18 protein-coding genes are annotated in these 18,244 nt (G+C 41.6%); 13 read left to right on the top strand and 5 right to left on the bottom strand.

Annotation, left to right across the window (positions count from 1 at the left end; translation table 11 throughout):
• The first annotated feature begins 148 nt into the window (after positions 1-148).
• The 3 genes from V5804_RS04090 to V5804_RS04080 all read left to right on the top strand — a co-directional run bounded on the left by V5804_RS04090 (position 149) and on the right by V5804_RS04080 (position 5,415).
• Positions 149-3,352, top strand: a complete 3,204-nt coding sequence (locus V5804_RS04090; RefSeq protein ID WP_369590099.1) for a carboxypeptidase regulatory-like domain-containing protein — start codon at positions 149-151, stop codon at positions 3,350-3,352.
• Positions 3,353-3,444: 92 nt separating this feature from the next.
• Complete coding sequence (locus tag V5804_RS04085; protein ID WP_369590098.1) at positions 3,445-4,005, top strand: C40 family peptidase; 561 nt, start codon at positions 3,445-3,447, stop codon at positions 4,003-4,005.
• Between the two features lie 345 nt (positions 4,006-4,350).
• Complete coding sequence (locus V5804_RS04080) at positions 4,351-5,415, top strand: exonuclease domain-containing protein (protein WP_369590097.1); 1,065 nt, start codon at positions 4,351-4,353, stop codon at positions 5,413-5,415.
• Between the two features lie 76 nt (positions 5,416-5,491).
• On the opposite strand, the gene queG is transcribed toward V5804_RS04080, so the two are convergent.
• Positions 5,492-6,427: a tRNA epoxyqueuosine(34) reductase QueG gene (gene queG / locus V5804_RS04075; protein WP_369590096.1), complete on the bottom strand. Its 936-nt coding sequence runs from the start codon at positions 6,425-6,427 to the stop codon at positions 5,492-5,494.
• Positions 6,428-6,652: 225 nt separating this feature from the next.
• Here queG and V5804_RS04070 point away from each other — a divergent pair, with 225 nt between their 5' ends.
• The 8 genes from V5804_RS04070 (at position 6,653) to V5804_RS04035 (ending at position 15,460) form a co-directional block, all read left to right on the top strand.
• The gene (locus tag V5804_RS04070; protein ID WP_369590095.1) at positions 6,653-6,964 is read left to right on the top strand and encodes a hypothetical protein; all 312 of its coding nucleotides are present in this window, start codon (positions 6,653-6,655) and stop codon (positions 6,962-6,964) included.
• The gene (locus V5804_RS04065) at positions 6,961-7,926 is read left to right on the top strand and encodes a hypothetical protein (protein WP_369590094.1); all 966 of its coding nucleotides are present in this window, start codon (positions 6,961-6,963) and stop codon (positions 7,924-7,926) included. Before V5804_RS04070 ends, V5804_RS04065 begins: the two co-directional genes overlap by 4 nt.
• 191 nt (positions 7,927-8,117) lie before the next feature.
• Positions 8,118-8,468, top strand: a complete 351-nt coding sequence (locus V5804_RS04060) for a hypothetical protein (RefSeq protein ID WP_369590093.1) — start codon at positions 8,118-8,120, stop codon at positions 8,466-8,468.
• 11 nt (positions 8,469-8,479) lie between these two features.
• Complete coding sequence (locus V5804_RS04055) at positions 8,480-9,529, top strand: DUF2235 domain-containing protein (RefSeq protein ID WP_369590092.1); 1,050 nt, start codon at positions 8,480-8,482, stop codon at positions 9,527-9,529.
• A 518-nt stretch (positions 9,530-10,047) separates the two neighbouring features.
• Positions 10,048-12,240 carry an ATP-binding protein gene (locus tag V5804_RS04050; protein ID WP_369590091.1) on the top strand — a complete coding sequence of 731 codons (2,193 nt, stop codon included), beginning with the start codon at positions 10,048-10,050 and terminating at the stop codon, positions 12,238-12,240.
• Positions 12,241-12,373: 133 nt separating this feature from the next.
• The gene (locus V5804_RS04045; RefSeq protein ID WP_369590090.1) at positions 12,374-12,739 is read left to right on the top strand and encodes a hypothetical protein; all 366 of its coding nucleotides are present in this window, start codon (positions 12,374-12,376) and stop codon (positions 12,737-12,739) included.
• Positions 12,740-12,907: 168 nt separating this feature from the next.
• Positions 12,908-14,167 (top strand): M16 family metallopeptidase, encoded by a 1,260-nt coding sequence (locus V5804_RS04040; RefSeq protein ID WP_369590102.1) that lies wholly within the window; start codon positions 12,908-12,910, stop codon positions 14,165-14,167.
• A 21-nt stretch (positions 14,168-14,188) separates the two neighbouring features.
• Complete coding sequence (locus V5804_RS04035) at positions 14,189-15,460, top strand: M16 family metallopeptidase (protein WP_369590089.1); 1,272 nt, start codon at positions 14,189-14,191, stop codon at positions 15,458-15,460.
• 46 nt (positions 15,461-15,506) lie between these two features.
• On the opposite strand, the gene V5804_RS04030 is transcribed toward V5804_RS04035, so the two are convergent.
• Positions 15,507-16,190: a heme exporter protein CcmB gene (locus tag V5804_RS04030; RefSeq protein WP_369590088.1), complete on the bottom strand. Its 684-nt coding sequence runs from the start codon at positions 16,188-16,190 to the stop codon at positions 15,507-15,509.
• 53 nt (positions 16,191-16,243) lie between these two features.
• Between V5804_RS04030 and V5804_RS04025 the strand changes: the two genes are divergently transcribed.
• Together V5804_RS04025 and V5804_RS04020 are read left to right on the top strand one after the other, a co-directional pair.
• A complete protein-coding gene (locus tag V5804_RS04025) occupies positions 16,244-16,726 on the top strand; it encodes a methylated-DNA--[protein]-cysteine S-methyltransferase (protein ID WP_369590087.1) in 483 nt (160 codons plus the stop codon).
• Positions 16,727-16,819: 93 nt separating this feature from the next.
• Positions 16,820-17,110, top strand: a complete 291-nt coding sequence (locus V5804_RS04020) for a YciI family protein (protein WP_369590086.1) — start codon at positions 16,820-16,822, stop codon at positions 17,108-17,110.
• Between the two features lie 19 nt (positions 17,111-17,129).
• Here V5804_RS04020 and V5804_RS04015 read toward each other — a convergent pair whose 3' ends face one another.
• The 3 genes from V5804_RS04015 to V5804_RS04005 all read right to left on the bottom strand — a co-directional run bounded on the left by V5804_RS04015 (position 17,130) and on the right by V5804_RS04005 (position 18,239).
• A complete protein-coding gene (locus V5804_RS04015) occupies positions 17,130-17,543 on the bottom strand; it encodes a hypothetical protein (RefSeq protein ID WP_369590085.1) in 414 nt (137 codons plus the stop codon).
• 10 nt (positions 17,544-17,553) lie between these two features.
• A complete protein-coding gene (gene gldC / locus V5804_RS04010; protein WP_369590084.1) occupies positions 17,554-17,883 on the bottom strand; it encodes a gliding motility protein GldC in 330 nt (109 codons plus the stop codon).
• 89 nt (positions 17,884-17,972) lie between these two features.
• Positions 17,973-18,239 carry a hypothetical protein gene (locus tag V5804_RS04005; RefSeq protein WP_369590083.1) on the bottom strand — a complete coding sequence of 89 codons (267 nt, stop codon included), beginning with the start codon at positions 18,237-18,239 and terminating at the stop codon, positions 17,973-17,975.
• Positions 18,240-18,244: the final 5 nt, after the last annotated feature.

The raw sequence follows: 18,244 nt of genomic DNA, 5'->3' as shown, positions 1-18,244 counted from the left end.
CCGTTATCTTTGCAGCATAAAACGAGATAGCATTTAAACAATAAATTCATTAAAAAAACTCTTTATGAGGAAGCATTTACTTTTATTATTATTTCTTTCAATCTGTGCCTTGAATTTTGTAAAAGCACAAAATGTTACAACAAGTAGCTTGTCAGGTACTGTTGTGGATGAAAAGGGTGTACCCTTGCCTGGGGTAACAATTACTGCATTGCATACGCCAACCGGTACTAATTATGCTACTGTAAGCCGGGCTGACGGGCGTTACAATCTTCCGAACTTACGTGTCGGAGGTCCTTATACGGTTACTTTCCGTTTTATTGGTTTTACTGATTACGTGGAAAACAACATCAACTTAGCTTTGGGCCAGGAAAGTAAGATCAATGCTAAAATACAACCGACCAGTACGCAATTAAAAGAAGTGGTTGTAACCGGCAGCCAGAATAAGGTGATCAACAACTCCCGCACCGGTTCTCAGGAAATTATCAGCCGTAGTCAAATTGATCGTTTGCCTACGATTAGCCGGTCTATATATGATTATACTAAACTTACACCTTCAGCTAATGGTAGATCATTTGGTGGCCGTAACGATAACGGAAATAACTTAACTGTAGATGGTGCCTTGTTCAACAACTCTTTTGGCTTGTCAAGTACATTAGGTGGCCAGGCAAACTCGCAACCGATTTCTTTAGATGCAATTGAACAGATACAAGTTTCAGTTTCTCCTTTTGACGTTACACAAGGTCGTTTTGCAGGCACCGGTATCAATACAGTAACTAAATCCGGTACTAATGAATTTAAAGGGAGTGTTTATTTGTATAAAAGAACTGCCGGTTTAGTTGGCTTAAACACGCTTACCGCTACTGTTGCAAGACCAAATGTTAATTATAATCAACGCGGTTTAAGTGTTGGCGGTCCGATTATCAAAAATAAGCTGTTCTTCTTTTTGTCCGGCGAGCAGGAAAGGATAAGCGACCCGGCTACGTCTTTTACCGCTTTGCAACCAGGCCAAACGGCTATTAGCGGTGGTTCTGTTTCACAGGTAACCGCAGCAGACCTTAATACGCTAAAAGATTTTTTACAAACAAAATACGGTTACAATGCAGGAGCATATGAAAACTATCAGTTGCGTACCCAATCTGATAAAATCGCTGCCAAGTTAGATTGGAATATTAACGATAACAATACTTTGTCAATTAAATATTTTTATCTAAAATCTTTTCGTGATGTTCCGCCAAGTAGTTCCGGTTCGCAAGGAAACTCACGTAGTCCAAGCTTCACTACTTTGCCTTTTTTCTCTTCCTATTATACCATCAACAACAATTTTAACATTATTATTGGCGAGCTAAATACGAGGATCAGCAATAAATTCGCCAATAAGTTAACTCTCGGCTACCAAGCATTGCGTGATTTTCGTACTTCACCAGGTGGAGGTTCGTTTCCGGGTGTTGACATCCTAAATTCAACAGGTACAAACACGTTAACTTCATTTGGTTATGAGCCTTTTACAGCAAACAATATCTTAAATACAGATACTTACCAGTTTGCAGATAACTTCTCCATTTTTGCCGGAAAGCACGAAGTTAACATTGGCACCCAAAACGAGTACAATAAATTTAAAAACGGCTTTGCACCTAACTATAACGGAACTTACCGTTTCCCGAGTTTAGCTGCTTTCTATGCTTCTGCAAACAATGGCACGCCAACTGCTACCCGTTATGATTTCCGTTATTCTGCCCTGCCAGACGGTTCATTCCCTTTTGCTTTTATAAAATCTTACACGCTTGGGTTTTATGCCCAAGATAAATGGCAGGTGAAAGACAATTTTAAGTTAACTTATGGTGTTCGTACAGATATCCCTGTTTATAACACAGAATCACAACAAAACCCATATGCGCTTGCCTTAACCGGTTTTAGGGATGGTTATCAAATTAACACAGCACAGTTTCCTAAAACAAGGGTTCAGTTTTCGCCAAGGGTTGGCTTTAATTGGGATGTAAACAATAACGGAAATACTCAATTACGTGGAGGTGCAGGTATCTTTACCGGGCCGGTTCCTTATGTTTACATATCAAACCAGGCAAGTAACAACGGTGTTCAATTTGGTTCTTACAGCATTGTGCCGGGAGCAGGCGGCGTGGCAGCAACAGATCCACGTTTTGTATTTAACCCAAATGTTGATGCCAATAGGCCTACAGGTGCGGCTGCAAATACATCCTATAATTTGGTTGTTGTTGACAGAAATTTCAAGTTCCCTTCAAACTTTAGGTTAAACCTTGCTTTAGACCAAAAACTTCCGTTCGGTATTATTGGTACTTTGGAAGGTATTTATTCAAGGGATATCAATGCAGCTTATCAGGTTAACGTGGCATTACCGTCTACCGGTACAGCTTTTAACGGTTCCGATAACCGTATACGTTACAGCAATACAACCGTTTATCCTTTTATACCGGCTGCACGTGGTGGAAATACTGCTACAAATCCAAACGTCACCGATGCAATTGTTTTAAAAAACACCAGCAAAGGATATACTTACAACATTACCGGTCAGTTGCAACGGACATTTAAAGAATTTTACTTCAACATTGCCTACACTTATTCTGATTCCCGTTCGGTTAATGATGGCGGTTCTATTGCACAATCTACCTGGAGGGACCGTCCTGTTTCCGGAGACCCAAATGCTGATGTTACTTCTTACTCTAACTTCTATCAGCCTAACCGTATTATTGCTTCCATGTCCTATCGTAAGCAGTACCTTAACCACTTAACCACTTCTTTCGGGCTTACCTATGAATGTGCAAATAACGGTGTTGCATCCTATGTGTACAGTGGAGATGTAAATGGTGATGGGCAAACCAGTAATGATTTGATTTATATACCTAAAGATGCCAGTGATATTATCTTGGTAAAAGATAATGCTACAGACCCACGGACAGTAGCACAAACTTACAACCAACTTAACGCATACATCAATCAAGACCCGTATTTGAGTAAAAATAGAGGTAAATATGCCCAACGTAATGGTTTGGTGCTTCCTTACTATAATTTGTTTAATTTTAATTTCACCCAGGATCTTTACCAAACCACAGGCAAGGTTAAAAACACATTGCAGTTTGAGTTTAACATGATCAATGTGGGCAACTTTTTAAACAATAACTGGGGAAACTTTCAATACGTAAACCGTACTGGTATATTATCCTACAAAGGAATAGATGCCGCCACCGGCAAACCAACTTATTCTTTTCCTTATTTGGATAACAACAACCAAATCCCGCTTACCAATACTTTTGCTAACGGCATTTCGCAAGTATCACGCTGGCAGGCTCAGTTTGGTGTTAGATATATTTTCAATTAAGAACAATTCTTCATAATATTCAAACCTTCGGCAATACCGCCGGAGGTTTTTTTGTTTAACCTAATTTATTTTCTTTCCGTAAAAACCGCTTTATGGTTAGTTTTACAGCGATGCGTTTTCGGAAAATATTTCTCCTGATACTTCTTTTACCACTACTTTTTTCGGCTTGCAAATCGCGTAAGTACCGGTTAAAAGGGCAGCCGGGCGAAATCGTGCAGCCTGCAGCATCCATCTTGCAAAAGTATTCAGCTTTAATTGGGGTGGAGGAAGGCAGCATCACCAACGGCCGTTTATATACTTTTATTGACCAGTGGATGGGAACGCCTTACCGGTTTGGAGGATTGGATAAAGAGGGGATTGATTGTTCCGGTTTTGCTTTGCTGCTGGAGCAACAGGTTTACGGTATCAACCTGCCGCGGATGACGGGCCAGCAGGTTACCGCCATCAAACGGAAATACGAAGAGCAGTTGCAGGAAGGCGATTTGGTTTTTTTCGATTTTGACGGGAAGAAATTCAGCCACGTCGGCATTTACCTGCAAAACGATTACATCGTGCATGCCAGTACCAAAAAAGGCATTATGCTGGTCAAACTGCACGACCCGGCGATGTACAAATATTTTTCGCGCTGCGGATCGGTGATTGCCGGACAATGATTTTATGCCGGTAAAAGAAGCATTGCCGGTTTTTTAGTCAGGAAGAATACAAAACGGCGGTCAAAAAATCCTGCTGATTTTGAATCCGGGTTATAATTTTCAAACCAAAACTTTATATGAAAAATCAAAAATAAAACTATTCTTTCCGGACAAAATACAAACATTTTGCCGGTACAGAAATACTGCTTTATTTAATTATGGAAATTGGGACTATTACCTGGTTTTTGATTTTTAGCTAATTATCAACCTAAAAAACAGGTATAAAAGAAGCATCGGCCTGTTTAAAATCGAAGCCGGATTTTTTGGTTTTGATGGTTTTTACGACCTTAGCACTTTATTTACCGCATGAAATTAAATTTAAAACGCCCGCTTGCCTTTTTCGACCTGGAAACAACTGGTGTACACATTGGCAACGACCGGATTGTAGAGATTTCGGTGATCAAAATCCACCCGGACGAAACGGAAGAAGTAAAAACCTGGCGCGTTAACCCGCAAATGCCGATCCCGCTCGAATCATCTTTAGTCCATGGCATTTACGATGAAGATATTAAAAACGAACCCACTTTTAAAGCAATTGCTGCCGATGTAGCTTCGTTTTTGGGTGAAAGTGATCTGGCGGGATACAACTCCAACAAGTTTGACATCCCGATGTTGATGGAAGAGTTTTTGCGAACCCAAGTTGATTTTGATTTGGAAAACCGCCATTTTGTGGACGTGCAAAACATTTTCCACCAGATGGAGCAACGCACTTTGCGCGCCGCTTACCAGTTTTACTGCGGAAAAGACATCATCAACGCACATTCTGCCGAAGCCGATACGCGTGCAACCATGGAAGTTTTGCTGGCACAAATCGCCAAATACGAAGGCGCCGAATGGGAAAATAAAAAGGGCATAAAAACAGTACCGGTGGTGAACGACGTGGAAGCGCTGCACCTGTTTACCAACCTTACCAAACCGGTTGATTTTGCCGGGCGGATGGTTTTTAATGAAGCCGGCGAAGAACTTTTTAATTTTGGCAAACACAAAGGCAAAAAGGTGGAAGATATTTTTCAGATCGAGCCAAGTTATTATGCCTGGATGATGCAGGGCGATTTTCCGCTGTACACCAAACGCCGCTTGGAAGCTATTTACAAACGCTGGACGGCCAAAAAGAATGCCGCCAAACCGCAGCAGCCAAAACCGGAAGCACCAAAGCAGGAGCAGGCCAAAGCCGAGCAGCCAAAACCTGAAAACCAGCAGCAGCCCAAACCCTCTTTCAAACCAAACCGGCCGGAAAACCAGCAGCCCAAACCGCAGCCAAGGCCGCAATACAAACCCAATTATCCGCAGCAGCCCCGCCGGGAAGAAAAACCCGCCGAACCGATCAATGACGACATGTTGGCGCAGTTAAAGCTGAAGTTTGGGAAGTAGCAATACTGTTTTTATCGGTATAAAATTGGTGCTGCTTAAATTAAGTTCACCAATTTTACGCCGATAAAAGAAGCATTCAACCATTCTTCAAAAAATCAATATTCCTTTTCAAACCTGTAAACTTCGTTCTTTTAACAGCCGAGTTTTTGAAAACTTTTTTAAAAGTATCTTCGGTGATTTCTTCCCAATCGGCTTTGGTCATGGCCAATAATTCCGGCGGTGGTTGGAAAGCGGGTTCGTTGTGCAACACAGAAAAACGGTTCCAGGGGCAAACATCCTGACAAATATCGCAGCCAAACATCCAGTTTTCGGTTTTGCCTTTAAACTCCTGCGGGATTTCGTTTTTCAGTTCGATGGTTAAGTAAGAAATGCAACGGCTGCCATCAACTACGGCAGGCGCAACAATAGCTTCGGTTGGGCAGGCATCGAGGCAGCGGGTGCAAGTGCCGCAATGGTCTTTGGTTGGTTCGATGTCGTATTCCAGTTCCAAATCCACAATCAGTTCGGCCAGAAAAAAGAAAGAGCCTTTTTGCTTGCTGATCAAGTTTCCGTTTTTCCCGATCCAGCCCATGCCTGCTTTTTTCGCCCAGGCTCTATCCAAAACCGGTGCCGAATCTACAAAAGCGCGGCCGCCAACTTCGCCGATTTTTTCGCGGATAAAATCCAGCAACTGAAAGAGTTTTTGTTTGATGACTTCGTGGTAATCCGCACCAAAAGCATAACTGGAAATTTTTGGCGCTTCCGGGTCATGCTGTTTTTGTGGGTTAAAATAATTGAAACCCAGAGAAATAACGGATTTTGCATTATCCACAAGCAGCCGCGGATCGAGACGTTTGTCAAAATGGTTTTCCATGTAAGCCATTTCGCCGTGGAAACCCTGCTTCAGCCAGTTTTCCAAACGTGGCGCTTCTTCTTCCAAAAAAGCGGCTTTGGCAATCCCGCAAAACATAAACCCAAGCTTTTGGGCTTCAGCTTTGATTAATTGGCTGTAATTGAATGGATTGGATTGCATTATTAACGCAAAGATAAGTACATTGCATGACGATAACAGCAATTGTTTTATGTTATGTTCAGCCGTTTTTGGTAGAAACAGATGGCCAAATTTATGGTGCTAAAAGAAGCATTGCTTTTTGGTTTTGTTAAGCTTTATTCAGCATAAAAATATTTTTATAAAAACTTTTATTTGCTAATTTATTTAGTATTTTTGATTGTCCTAAATTTAGAAACCCTAACCATTATGCAAACATTTGATTTAGAATTGCGGGTAACAACTTTCGGCTCGGTAATTACCTGGGAAATTTTTTTGGAAGATGTAACCGACCGGAACCGGCGGGTTAAAGATTGGTTACAAGCAGATGGTTTTCGTTACAAAAAACTTCCAAGTTATACCATTGAAGATGATGTTTTGACCGTTTTTGCAGGCAGCCAGGGTATCCTCGGCGGAACCCTGACTTGTGAAGTTTTGATTGACGGAGTTAGCCAGCCGGAAAAATTAATTTCGAAAGTGGAAGAAACAGAATATGCAAAAGTTAATTACCAGATCGGATGAAAAAATGGTACTTATTGTTTGCTGTTTTTATGCTGGTAAAAACAGTATCGGCACAAGTTTTACTGGAAGATAAAGACGGCGACAAAATTGTAAACAACAACATTTTGGTTAACCCGCAAGTCAGCCGTTTGTCGCTGATCAAACTAAACACCGGAGACCAGTCTTTGGGCTTTAGTTATTTTACATCGTCAGCCTTGCACGACCCGGCAAAATATGCGGTGCAGGAATTTGGGTTAAAAGCTTCGCCAACGGCAGGTTACGCGGCCGTGTTCCGCAACGGGCAGTTTTCGCCTGGCATCAAAGCCAATTATGGTTTTACGCTGGTCAACCCGTTTAGCCGTGCAACCATCAGCAAAACCGTTGACTGGCTGAGTGTTGACTTGGGCTACAATTACGATAAATATTTGTTGTACCAGCCAAAAGCAGCTTTTGCCGACCAATTGTACAGCAAAATTTCGCAAACGTATTTTGCAACACTCGGTTATAATTTTTTGTTGAGCAGCAAGTATATCATCAACCTGAAAACCGGCTACAACAGGCGCAACAATTATGCGGATTTAAGTTCGGTGGAAGTGAACGACATCACCACAACAAATAACGGAAACACCCAAAGGCAAGTGCAAAGTTCGGCCACGGCCAGCGAGGTGAATTATGTTGAATACAATGCTTTTCCGCAAATTGTATCTTTTACAAGGGCAACGCAAACGGATGATGTAAGTTCGGAAAATGCCAATAAGTTAAGATTGGGTTATACTTTGTTTGTGAAAAACCAATTTTCATCATATTTAAACAAGACCGATGCCGGCGTTATCTTTTTCCTGACCAAACAAGATAAAAGCGGTATCCGAAACCCGGTGCTTGGTTTTATCATTCAGGCCGTAAATTTATTTGACACGCAGCATTTGGACAACGGATTGCAAAACCGCATCCGCATTGGTTTTACAACAAACTTTTCTTTGTGATAATACGTAACTTAAAACCAGCAGCCGTTATAAATCCAACCGTTCTAAAAAAATTAAGATTTTACTTTACAATCCGGTTTTTTTAGTTTAGCTTTATTTTATTGATAATCCGATAGTTAATTAAGCCGCACCTGTTAATTTTAGCACTATAGTATTTAATATTATCATCAACCATTAATCAGCCAGCATCTATGGATACCCGTAAACATTCCATTTCGTATGCTTCTTTTATCAACAAAACTTATCGTTGGTCAATTGCTTATTTACACAGAAAAAGGGCGTTTAAACATGTGGCGTTGTTGTCTGTAGTTTTGTTTTGCACTTTAACGCGTTACGTCGTGCTTTCTTTTGATAAAAACGAAGTAAGGCAAACCCAAGCAAAGCCTGGCAATTTTAAATTGTTAAAACTTCCGCTTGTACGGGCAAAAACTATTTTGAAAAGCGAAGTTGAGGCACTGAACCAAAAACATCGGCACAAAACAAAATCCTTAAACTTTAAAAATGCCAAAAGCAACAGCTTTTACATTTATGCCTTAAACTAATGTAAAATTGGATGAAACGCATTGTTACCTGCTCGGACGGAACCTGGAACAAACCCAACGAAACCTACAAGGGAAAACCGGTAACCACCAATGTGCAAAAAATTTTTGAGGCGATTTGCAACAGCGATGACCGGCAGACTGCGCAGATTAAGTTTTATGACGAAGGCGTAGGTTCCGACGGTTCCTGGTTTTCGAGGCGTATGGATGGTGCCACCGGAAAAGGTATAGACGATAATATCCTGAGCGCCTACAAATTTATTTTATGGAACTACGAACCGAACGACGAACTTTATTTGTTTGGTTTCAGCCGTGGCGCCTACACGGCAAGAAGTTTGGCCGGTTTGATCCGGAATTGCGGCATCCTTAAAAACAATGATTTATCGTTGATAAAAGAAGCATACCGCATTTACCGCGACCGGAATTTTGTTTCTGACCCGAACGGGGAAGAAGCAATGGCTTTTAAGCAAAAATACAGTTACTACAACCTGCGTATCAAATTTATTGGCGTTTGGGATACGGTTGGCGCGCTTGGCATACCGTCGCGCTGGTTTCAATGGTACAACAATAAAAAGTACCAGTTTCATGACACCAAGCTCAGCAGCATCACCGACTACGCTTACCAGGCTTTGGCCATTGATGAAAAACGGAGCAATTTTACGCCAACTTTATGGGAAAAAAGCGATAAAGTATTGCGCGTCGAAGTGCAGCAGGTGATGGAACAGGTTTGGTTTCCGGGCGTGCATTCTAATATTGGCGGCGGTTATCCGGATGCAGGTTTGAGCGACCTTGCCTTAAATTGGATGGTAAACAAAGCAAAAGCCGCAGGTTTGGGTTTCGAAAAGAAGTATCTGGACGGGCATTTGAAACCCGATGCAGCGGGAATGTTGTACAATTCCAAAGTCTTCCCCTTTAATTTACTGCCGGATTACCTTCGCCCGGTTTGTAAAAACCCTTTGGCCAACGAACTGGTGAACGAAGCCGCTTTTGCAAGAATGAAAACTGTGCCCAATTATCAGCCTGAAAATTTAGCAGGAATGGCTTCACAACAAAATGTTGCCTAAAAATACACCGGTAAAAGAAGCATTGCCGCAAGCCCCAAATTTACAGGCATAAAAGAAGCATTGTAAATTTTTATCATAGAAATTGAAACAGGTATTTATTGCTGCAAAATTTATTTTGGCAACCTGTCGTTCTTTTATTTGCTTTTACGTTTGAAAAATCAAACCATTCGCAAGTAGCATCGAGGTTGTTTAAATTTTTAGGGTTCAGTTTAAATTTGTACCATAAAAACAGACATGCTTCTTTTACCGGGTAAAAATTGGTGGCTATATTTATTGATATACAAAAAAATGACCAAGGTTTTTATGCGGTAAAAGAAGCATCAACCCAAACTGGAAATAAATTTAGACAAATCCGCAATTAAATTTTCAAATTTTAAGATTAACATTATGCCGATCAAGTCAAAAATAAACTTCTTATATTTAAAGATTATAACCTTGCACAAGCTAACCTGCTACAATTATTGCAACACTATTGGTTTGTTAGCGTAGAAGCAACGGTATGAATATCAAAGCCTAAGATGTCTAATTTGCAGATCCGCCCTTATATTTTAACTGTTGCAACCACAATTATCGCCGCCGCAATTTTATATTCGGGGATTTTGCTTAAATCCAACCAAAACGTTGTTACCAGCAGCCGTCTCAGTTATTTAACCCAGCAAATAAATGTGCAGGAACTCGGCAAATCGTTGGGTACGCTGCAATACGGTGTAAACCAATATATTGTTTACCGTAACCAGTCTGCCTTAGATACCATCCGTTTCTTTGAAAAAGATTTTCAGTTACAGGCGGATAAATTGCAGCAGCTTTCTAAACTCATCCCTGAAATTAAAAAACCCGCTGTTATAATTTGTTCCAGCTTCCCTAAAACATTAACCCAAATTGAAGCCAGGCTAAAAAAACTTCCGCCAAAAATAACCCTAAACGAAGCTGTTGCCATTTTTGAAGACAACAGCAATGGCTTTAAACGCTATTGGTTGGCGATGGACGAAATCCGTGCTTTTCAAATTAAGTCTATCAAAAACAGTACAAATCAAACCATTGTTGCCGGTTACCAATCCTGGCGTTATTCTATTGCCGGCATTGTTTTTATGCTGGTGGTTGTGCTTGTCGGTTACCTGCAGTTTAAAAAAATATACAAAAAGCAGGCAATTGCAGAAGCCAATGAAAAGGCAAGTGAAGCAAAACGGAAGGAAAACGAAAAACTTTTGCAGGCTGTAGTAGATAATTGTCCGGTAAATATTTTTTTAAAAGATACCAGCTCACGCTATACGCTGGTGAACAAGAACTTGATCCAAGCATTAAAATTAGAATATAAAGACTTTATAGGCAAAACACAAATGGAGGCATTCGGGCATGTTCATCCGGAGTTTATCCTTGAAAACGAAAACGAAGTGCTGAAAGAAGGCAAGGTACAGGAATCAAAACAATGGTTGAACCTGGACGGCCAAGTCAGGTATTTTTTAACAACTAAATTTCCTTTGTTTAATGAGCAAGGCACCATTTTTGGCCTCGGCGGAATTGCTGCAGATATTACCGAACAAAATAAGTACGAAGTTGAATTGCTGAAGGCGCGCGAAACCTCTGAATCTGCAAAAAATTCGCAGCAACTTTTTTTGGCAAACATGAGCCACGAGATCAGAACGCCGATGAACGGTGTTATCGGTATGTCAAACCTGCTGGAAGCCACAACGCTGAACGAAGACCAAAAAGATTATGTGAACGTGATCAAGCAATCGTCAAACATTTTGATGCTGCTGATCAACGATATTTTGGACGTTTCTAAAATGCAGGCCGGTATGCTCAGGCTGGAAAAAATACCTTTTGAGGTAAGGGAATCTGTGAAGCACATTTACCTCAGCTACAAACCGCTGGCCGATGAAATGGGCATTTATTTAAATTGCCACGTGGATCCTTCCATCCCCGAATATTTACTGGGCGATCCGTTGCGCTTAAACCAAATCATTTCTAACCTGGTTAACAATGCCATTAAATTTACTGTCCAGGGCGGCGTAAGTGTTGATGTTGGCACTTTTGAAACCGAAAGCGGTTCATTTGAACTTAAAATTGTAGTGGCAGATACCGGGATTGGCATTCCACCGGACAAAACGGAAGCAGTTTTTAAAAGTTTTACCCAAAGCAGCAGCAGCACGACCCGGAAATACGGCGGCACAGGCCTGGGTTTGGCAATTGTAAAAGAACTGGTAGAACTGCAAAACGGCACAATAAATTTAGTTACCGAGCTGCAGGTGGGCAGCACTTTCACGGTGGTGATCCCGTTTGAAAAAGCGGTTGCAGAAAAAAACCAATTGCGGCAAAGCATACAACTACAAAAATTTTCTTCTCTGAAAAACAAAAAGGTTTTGGTGGTTGAAGATAATTTGATCAACCAAAAAGTGGCACGCCAGATTTTATTGAATGCTGATTTAGGCGTGGTTGACATTGCCGATAATGGTTTTATCGCTTTGGAAATGCTGCAAAAAGCGGCTTATGATGCGGTTTTGATGGACCTGCAAATGCCGGATATTGACGGCTTGGAAACCAGTCGGCGCATCCGGAACGATTTGAAACTAACGCTGCCGATTATTGCGCTTACCGCTTCCGTTTTGACAGAAAACCAGGAAATTTGTTTTGATGCCGGCATGAACGATTATATCACCAAACCGTTCTTGCCATCAGAACTGCTGCATAAACTTTCCGTTTTACTGCAGTAAAAGCTGTTTTTAGGGCAATGCTTCTTTTATCGGTATAAATTTAATGCTTCTTTTACCGGCATAAATTCATTGAAAATATTGCAAACAATAATTAATCAGTTTCTTTATAACTTGTAATTAGAACAATCAAAATATGGCAACAAACAACCTTAGCAACAGCGGCGAAGAACTTCCGTTAAGCACAACCGGAGAACCGACAGACCAATTAGCACCGGAAGAAGATGACGATTTTGAAGATGACGACGAACTGGACGACGATGAGGATGATACGGATTTGAATTCTGACCTATCGGATTTTGATGACGAGCCAATGGAAGACGACGAAGACTTGGACGAAGATGAAGTAAAACGCTTGTTTCCGGGAGAGGACACGTACAGCGGGGATAACGAGGACGACGATGACGAACCTTACGAAGGCATCCGCCACGGCGACGAAGAAGACGAAGGTTTGGTAGACGACAACATGACGGGCATGCCGGTCATCCCGTCGCCATCATAACTTTTTTTGTTTTTAAAAGATAAAGTAGTGAAGCAGGTTTTAAAACAATCTGCTTTTTTTATGCCATAAAAACAGCATCGGCAGGATTATCCAAACCCAAACAAAACGCTTTTGAACCTAAAAGCTTACCTTTGTGTTTTGGTTTTTAAAGATGATTTTAGGATAATTATGGTCAGGTTTAACAGGTTTACACTTTCTAATGGTTTAAAAGTTCTGGTTCATGAGGACAAAACAACACCAATGGCCGTGGTTAATGTTTTGTACGATGTTGGCGCAAGAGACGAAAACCCCGAACAAACCGGATTTGCACATTTGTTTGAACATCTGATGTTTGGCGGTTCGGAAAATATTCCGGCTTACGATGAACCGCTGCAACGTGTTGGCGGCGAGAACAATGCCTTCACCAGCAATGACATCACCAATTATTACATCACGCTTCCGGCTGTTAACATCGAAACTGCTTTTTGGCTGGAAAGCGACCGGATGCTGAATTTGGCTTTCAGCGAAAAAAGCCTGGAAGTGCAGCGCAACGTGGTTTCCGAAGAGTTTAAACAACGGTATTTAAACCAGCCTTACGGCGATGTCTGGCTGAAACTGCGCCCTTTGGTTTATAAAAAACACCCGTACCAATGGGCAACCATCGGCAAAGAACTTTCGCATATTGAAAATGCAAAAATCGAAGATGTAAAAGCATTCTTCAAAAAACACTACAACCCACAAAACGCCATATTGGTTGTGGGCGGCGATGTATCTACGGCACAAGTTAAAGCTTTGGCAGAAAAATGGTTCGAACCAATCCCGCCAGGCGAAAAATACCACCGTAATTTGCCGCAGGAACCCGAGCAAACCGAAGCACGGAGCGAAACCGTTATTGCAAAAGTGCCTTTGAATAGTTTGTACATTGCCTTTCATGCACCGGGACGAACGGAAGCGGCAAGTTACCCGACGGAATTGCTGGTGGATATCCTTTCGCGCGGCAATTCTTCCCGTTTGTACCGCATTTTGCTGAAAGAGAAACAATTGTTCAGCGATATCAACGCTTATTTATCCGGCAGTTTGGATACGGCGGTGCTGGTGGTTGAAGGAAAACCGCTCGAAAACATCAGCATAGAACAGGCAGAAGCAGCGGTTTGGGAAGAACTGGAAAAATTTAAAAACGAATTGGTGCCCGAAGAAGAACTGACGAAGGTGAAGAACAAAACCGAATCAACCATGGTTTTTACCGAAATGTCTTTGCTGGAAAAAGCGATGAACCTGGCCTACTTTGAGCTGATGGGCGATGCCGAAAACCTGAACCACGAAACCGAAAAATACCTGGCCGTAACGGCAGAGGAAATAAGGCAGCAGGCCCAAAAAATGTTCCGCAAAGAAAATTCATCAACCTTGATTTATTTGGCAGAAGAGGTTGCCGAAAACGTAAGTGCCTGATTTTATACCGATAAAAGAAGTATGTTAAATAGAACTGTTGCGCCTGATTTTCATGCAGTTGAAGAATTGGCTTTGATTGAGCCGAAGAAAATTGTGTTGGAAAATGGCTGTAAAATATTTTCGTTCCACTCGGACGAGCAGGATTTGGTGCGTATAGAATGGATTTTTAATAACCTGTGCTTTCATCCCCAAAAACCGCTTTTAAACGTTACGGTAAACACCTTGCTTACCGAAGGGACGAAAACGCGTACCACGGCACAAATTTCGGCCGAGATTGATTTTTACGGTGCTTTTTTACAGGTGGAGCATAGCGCAGACCAATCGCAGGTTACGCTTTACACGCTGAATAAACACCTGAAAGCTGTTTTGCCGGTGCTGAAAGATATTTTGACCGGTTCGATTTTCCCGGAGAAAGAACTGCAAACCTACATCCGCAACCAGCAGCAAAAGTTGCAGGTGCATTTGCAAAAAAACGATGTGATTTGCCGACGGAATTTTAACAAAGCTTTATACAATGGCACCATTTACGGCTATACGGCCGAATTGGAAGATTATGGCCAGATCAAACTGGATGATTTGCGGCTGCATTTTGAGCAGCAGTACCAGCCTGCCAATTGTACCATTGTGGTGGCCGGCAAAGCGGATGAAAACATCATTGGCCTGATTTCGGATACTTTTGACGATTGGCAAAACACGATCACGGCCGATTTTATGCAGCCAGAATTAGATAAAGTACCGGGCGAATTACTGTTTATCGAAAAACCGGAAGCTTTGCAATCGGCTGTTCGTTTGGGCACGGCAACCATCAACCGCAAACATCCTGATTTTCCTGGTTTGCAGGTTTTGAACACGGTTTTGGGCGGTTATTTTGGTTCGAGGCTGATGAACAATATCCGCGAAGACAAAGGTTACACTTATGGTATTGGCTCGGCAGTTGCTTCCTACAAAAACACCGGCACGTTTTTTATTGCCACAGAAGTTGGGGCCGAAGTTTGCAAACCAGCCGTGCAGGAAATCGAAAAAGAAATTAACCTGCTAAAAACAGTATTGATTGGCGAAGGCGAACTTTCTTTGGTCAGAAATTTTATGATGGGTGCTTTGCTGGGAAGCTTAGAAAATATTTTCTCCCACGCCGATAAATTCAAAAATGTGTATTTCTCCGGTTTGGATTATGCGTACTATCATCTTTATACCAAAACCGTTCAGCAAATTACTTCCGAAAAATTGCAGGCTTTGGCCAATGAGTATTTGAATTTTGAAGATTTTATAAAAGTAATCGTCGGGAAATATTGATTGCTGTTGAAACCGCAATGCTTCTTTTACCGGCATTTTTTTGGTGTCAATCGCGCCACAAATAAGGAAATAGAACCAGCGAAGTAGCCATAACAATAATGTTAATGGCGGCAAGCACAATAATATCATGCCCGCTTGCGCTTCTTTCGATGCCGTCCATCGCGTTTTTGGAGAACCGCACCAAAATCAAAATCACCGGAATGATGATGGGGAAACACAAAATCGCCATCAACGTTCCGTTGTTTCCGGCTTTGGAAGCAATGGCCGAAAGCATCGTAAAAACCATCGAAAAGCTGATGCTTCCACTTAAAACCGCCAGAAAATAATAAAGCGGGTCGCCCAACGAATTTTTAAAAAACAGCAGGTAAACCAAAAGCGCCAGCGTGCTTAAAAGCATCATCAGCAAGCAATTGTAAATGATTTTTGCCAGGATGATGGCTTTTGCGCTTGCTATCGTATAATAATAAAGCAAACGGCTGCTGCTTTCCTGCATAAAACTTTTGGCAATGGCATTTACGGAAGCAAAAAGCAAAATGATCCAGAACAAAACATTCCAAACAATAGGATAACCGGCGCTACCAACAAAACCAGGCGACAAATTAAAAGCGATATAACACACAAAAACCGTGGAAACCACATAAAGCAGCACGCCATTGAACGCGTATTTGGATCGCCATTCCAGCAAAACCTCTTTCTTCAGCAAAAATTTTACCTGGTTCAATAAATCCATCTGGGGCAAATATAACCAAGGCAAACGGCTTTAAATTATTTTTATATTTGAAAATGCACGCACATTATCGTTCGCCGATTGGAATTGTTCGAGTTGAAGAAACCGAAGGCAAAATCTCTGCAATTTCTGTTTTGGATAAAGAAATGGAAATGCTCGAACCGCAAACCGAAGTTTTAAAATTAGCCGTCCAACAATTACACGAATATTTTGCCGGTAAAAGAAGTATGTTTAATTTTCCTTGTCAGCAAAGCGGGACGCCTTTCCAGCATCAAGTTTGGCAGCAACTGGGCCAGGTGGATTTCGGAAAAACGCAAAGTTATTTGCAAATGGCGAATGATTTTGGCAACCCTTTGGCTATCCGCGCCATTGCTTCGGCCAACGGCAAAAACAAATTGTGGATTGTGGTTCCTTGCCACCGCATCATCGGCAAAAATGGCGAACTAACTGGTTACGCCGGTGGTTTATGGCGAAAAAAATGGCTGCTGCAACACGAAGCAACCGTAATTGGAAAAGCACAAACCGAGTTGTTTTTGTAGTTTGGATAAAAAATAGGCGATAAAAGAAGCATTATCATCAACCTAAAACTTAAACCTAATTTCAAGATTGTAGCTTAAACATTACCAAAAAACATGAAACAATACCTGATAAACGCGTTGGATTTTACCGATGAACAAGCATTAGAAAGACGAATGCTAGCCCGGCCAGCGCATCTGGAAAGCGTAAAAGAAGCGAAAAACAAAGGCCACTATTTAATTGGCGGCGCTTTGTTAAACGATCACGGGCAAATGGTTGGTTCGGCCCTGATCGTGCAATTTGAAACACCCGAAGCTTTGCAGGAATGGCTCAACAACAATCCGTACATCAAGGGTGAAGTTTGGGACAGGATTGAAATTAAGCCATTTAAAGTTGCTGAAATTTAGGTGGTAAAAGAAGTATTGCTTACGCTTTTGTATGCAAGCTTTCCCTTTTTCCACTGCTTCCCAATAAAGCCAAAACCGGGCCGGCAAAAAGCAAAAACCAGCCCCAGCGGTAATGGATCAAACCGGATAAAGTGTGCGATAATTTAGGAAAAGGGATAAAACTAAAAGATGTATTTACTTTCATCACTGCCGCAATAAAAACTAAAACTACCAAACCTAAAGTAATCCAACCGGCAAATTTAACAAGCTGAACACTTTTGGTTAACGAAGCTGCCAATCCGGTAACTGCGATTGCCAAAACTACAATTCCGAAAGGCTTGTTCAGGTCGAACAAATTCCATTTTACCAATCCAAGCGGACTTATCAGCGGACTAAAAACTCCGGCAATCAATAAAATAAATCCTGCAAAAGAAACAAAATTACGTGGTGCCATGCTGTTTTTATTATTGTTTTATTTCCATTTTATCGGCAAAGTGGGCGCAATAATCGCGCAGGTCTTCCACAATTGCTTTTTCGCCGGTTGCCCGCAAAAAGCTGTCGCCCATAGTTTGCAGCATTTCGTAAAAAAAGCGTTTCATTTCATCTACGGGCATTTCCTTGGTCCACAAATCAATTTTCAACGTGTTTTTATACTGATGGTCCCAAAGCGATAAATTAAAAGCCGTTACCGCTAACGCCTCTTTTGATTGCGAATCGGTTGATTCCCAGGTAATTTTTTCAGGAACGTTTTGGTTGTCCAGTTCTATGGTTAATTTTATTTCTGCTTTTTTCATTGGTTTGGTGAGAGGTTTGGTTTCAGGTATGAGGTATCAGGTTTGAGGTTTAGGGCTATCAACTATGAACTATTAACCATCAGCTTTTCTCAACTTACTAAAAGGTAAATTACAACGGCCAAAGTGATAAAGCTAATTTCGATGAGCCATATTTTTTTGGTTTCGGGGAAAAAGTTTCGGAAGATGATATCGAGAAACGCGACAGCGACGGCAAACAGTAAAAACATCCAACTGATGGCACTGCCAAAGTGTTCGTATTGCCCGCCGGAAAGTTTTGCGCCGTTGATCCAGATGTCAACCGCCAGCACAATAAATGCGGCGGTTGCCAGGTTGAGCGGGGTAATCCTGAATTTCATGCTGC

The sequence above is a fragment of the Mucilaginibacter sp. genome, from assembly GCF_041088075.1.
Classification (GTDB): domain Bacteria; phylum Bacteroidota; class Bacteroidia; order Sphingobacteriales; family Sphingobacteriaceae; genus Mucilaginibacter_A.
This window is presented reverse-complemented; position numbering and strand designations above follow the sequence as displayed.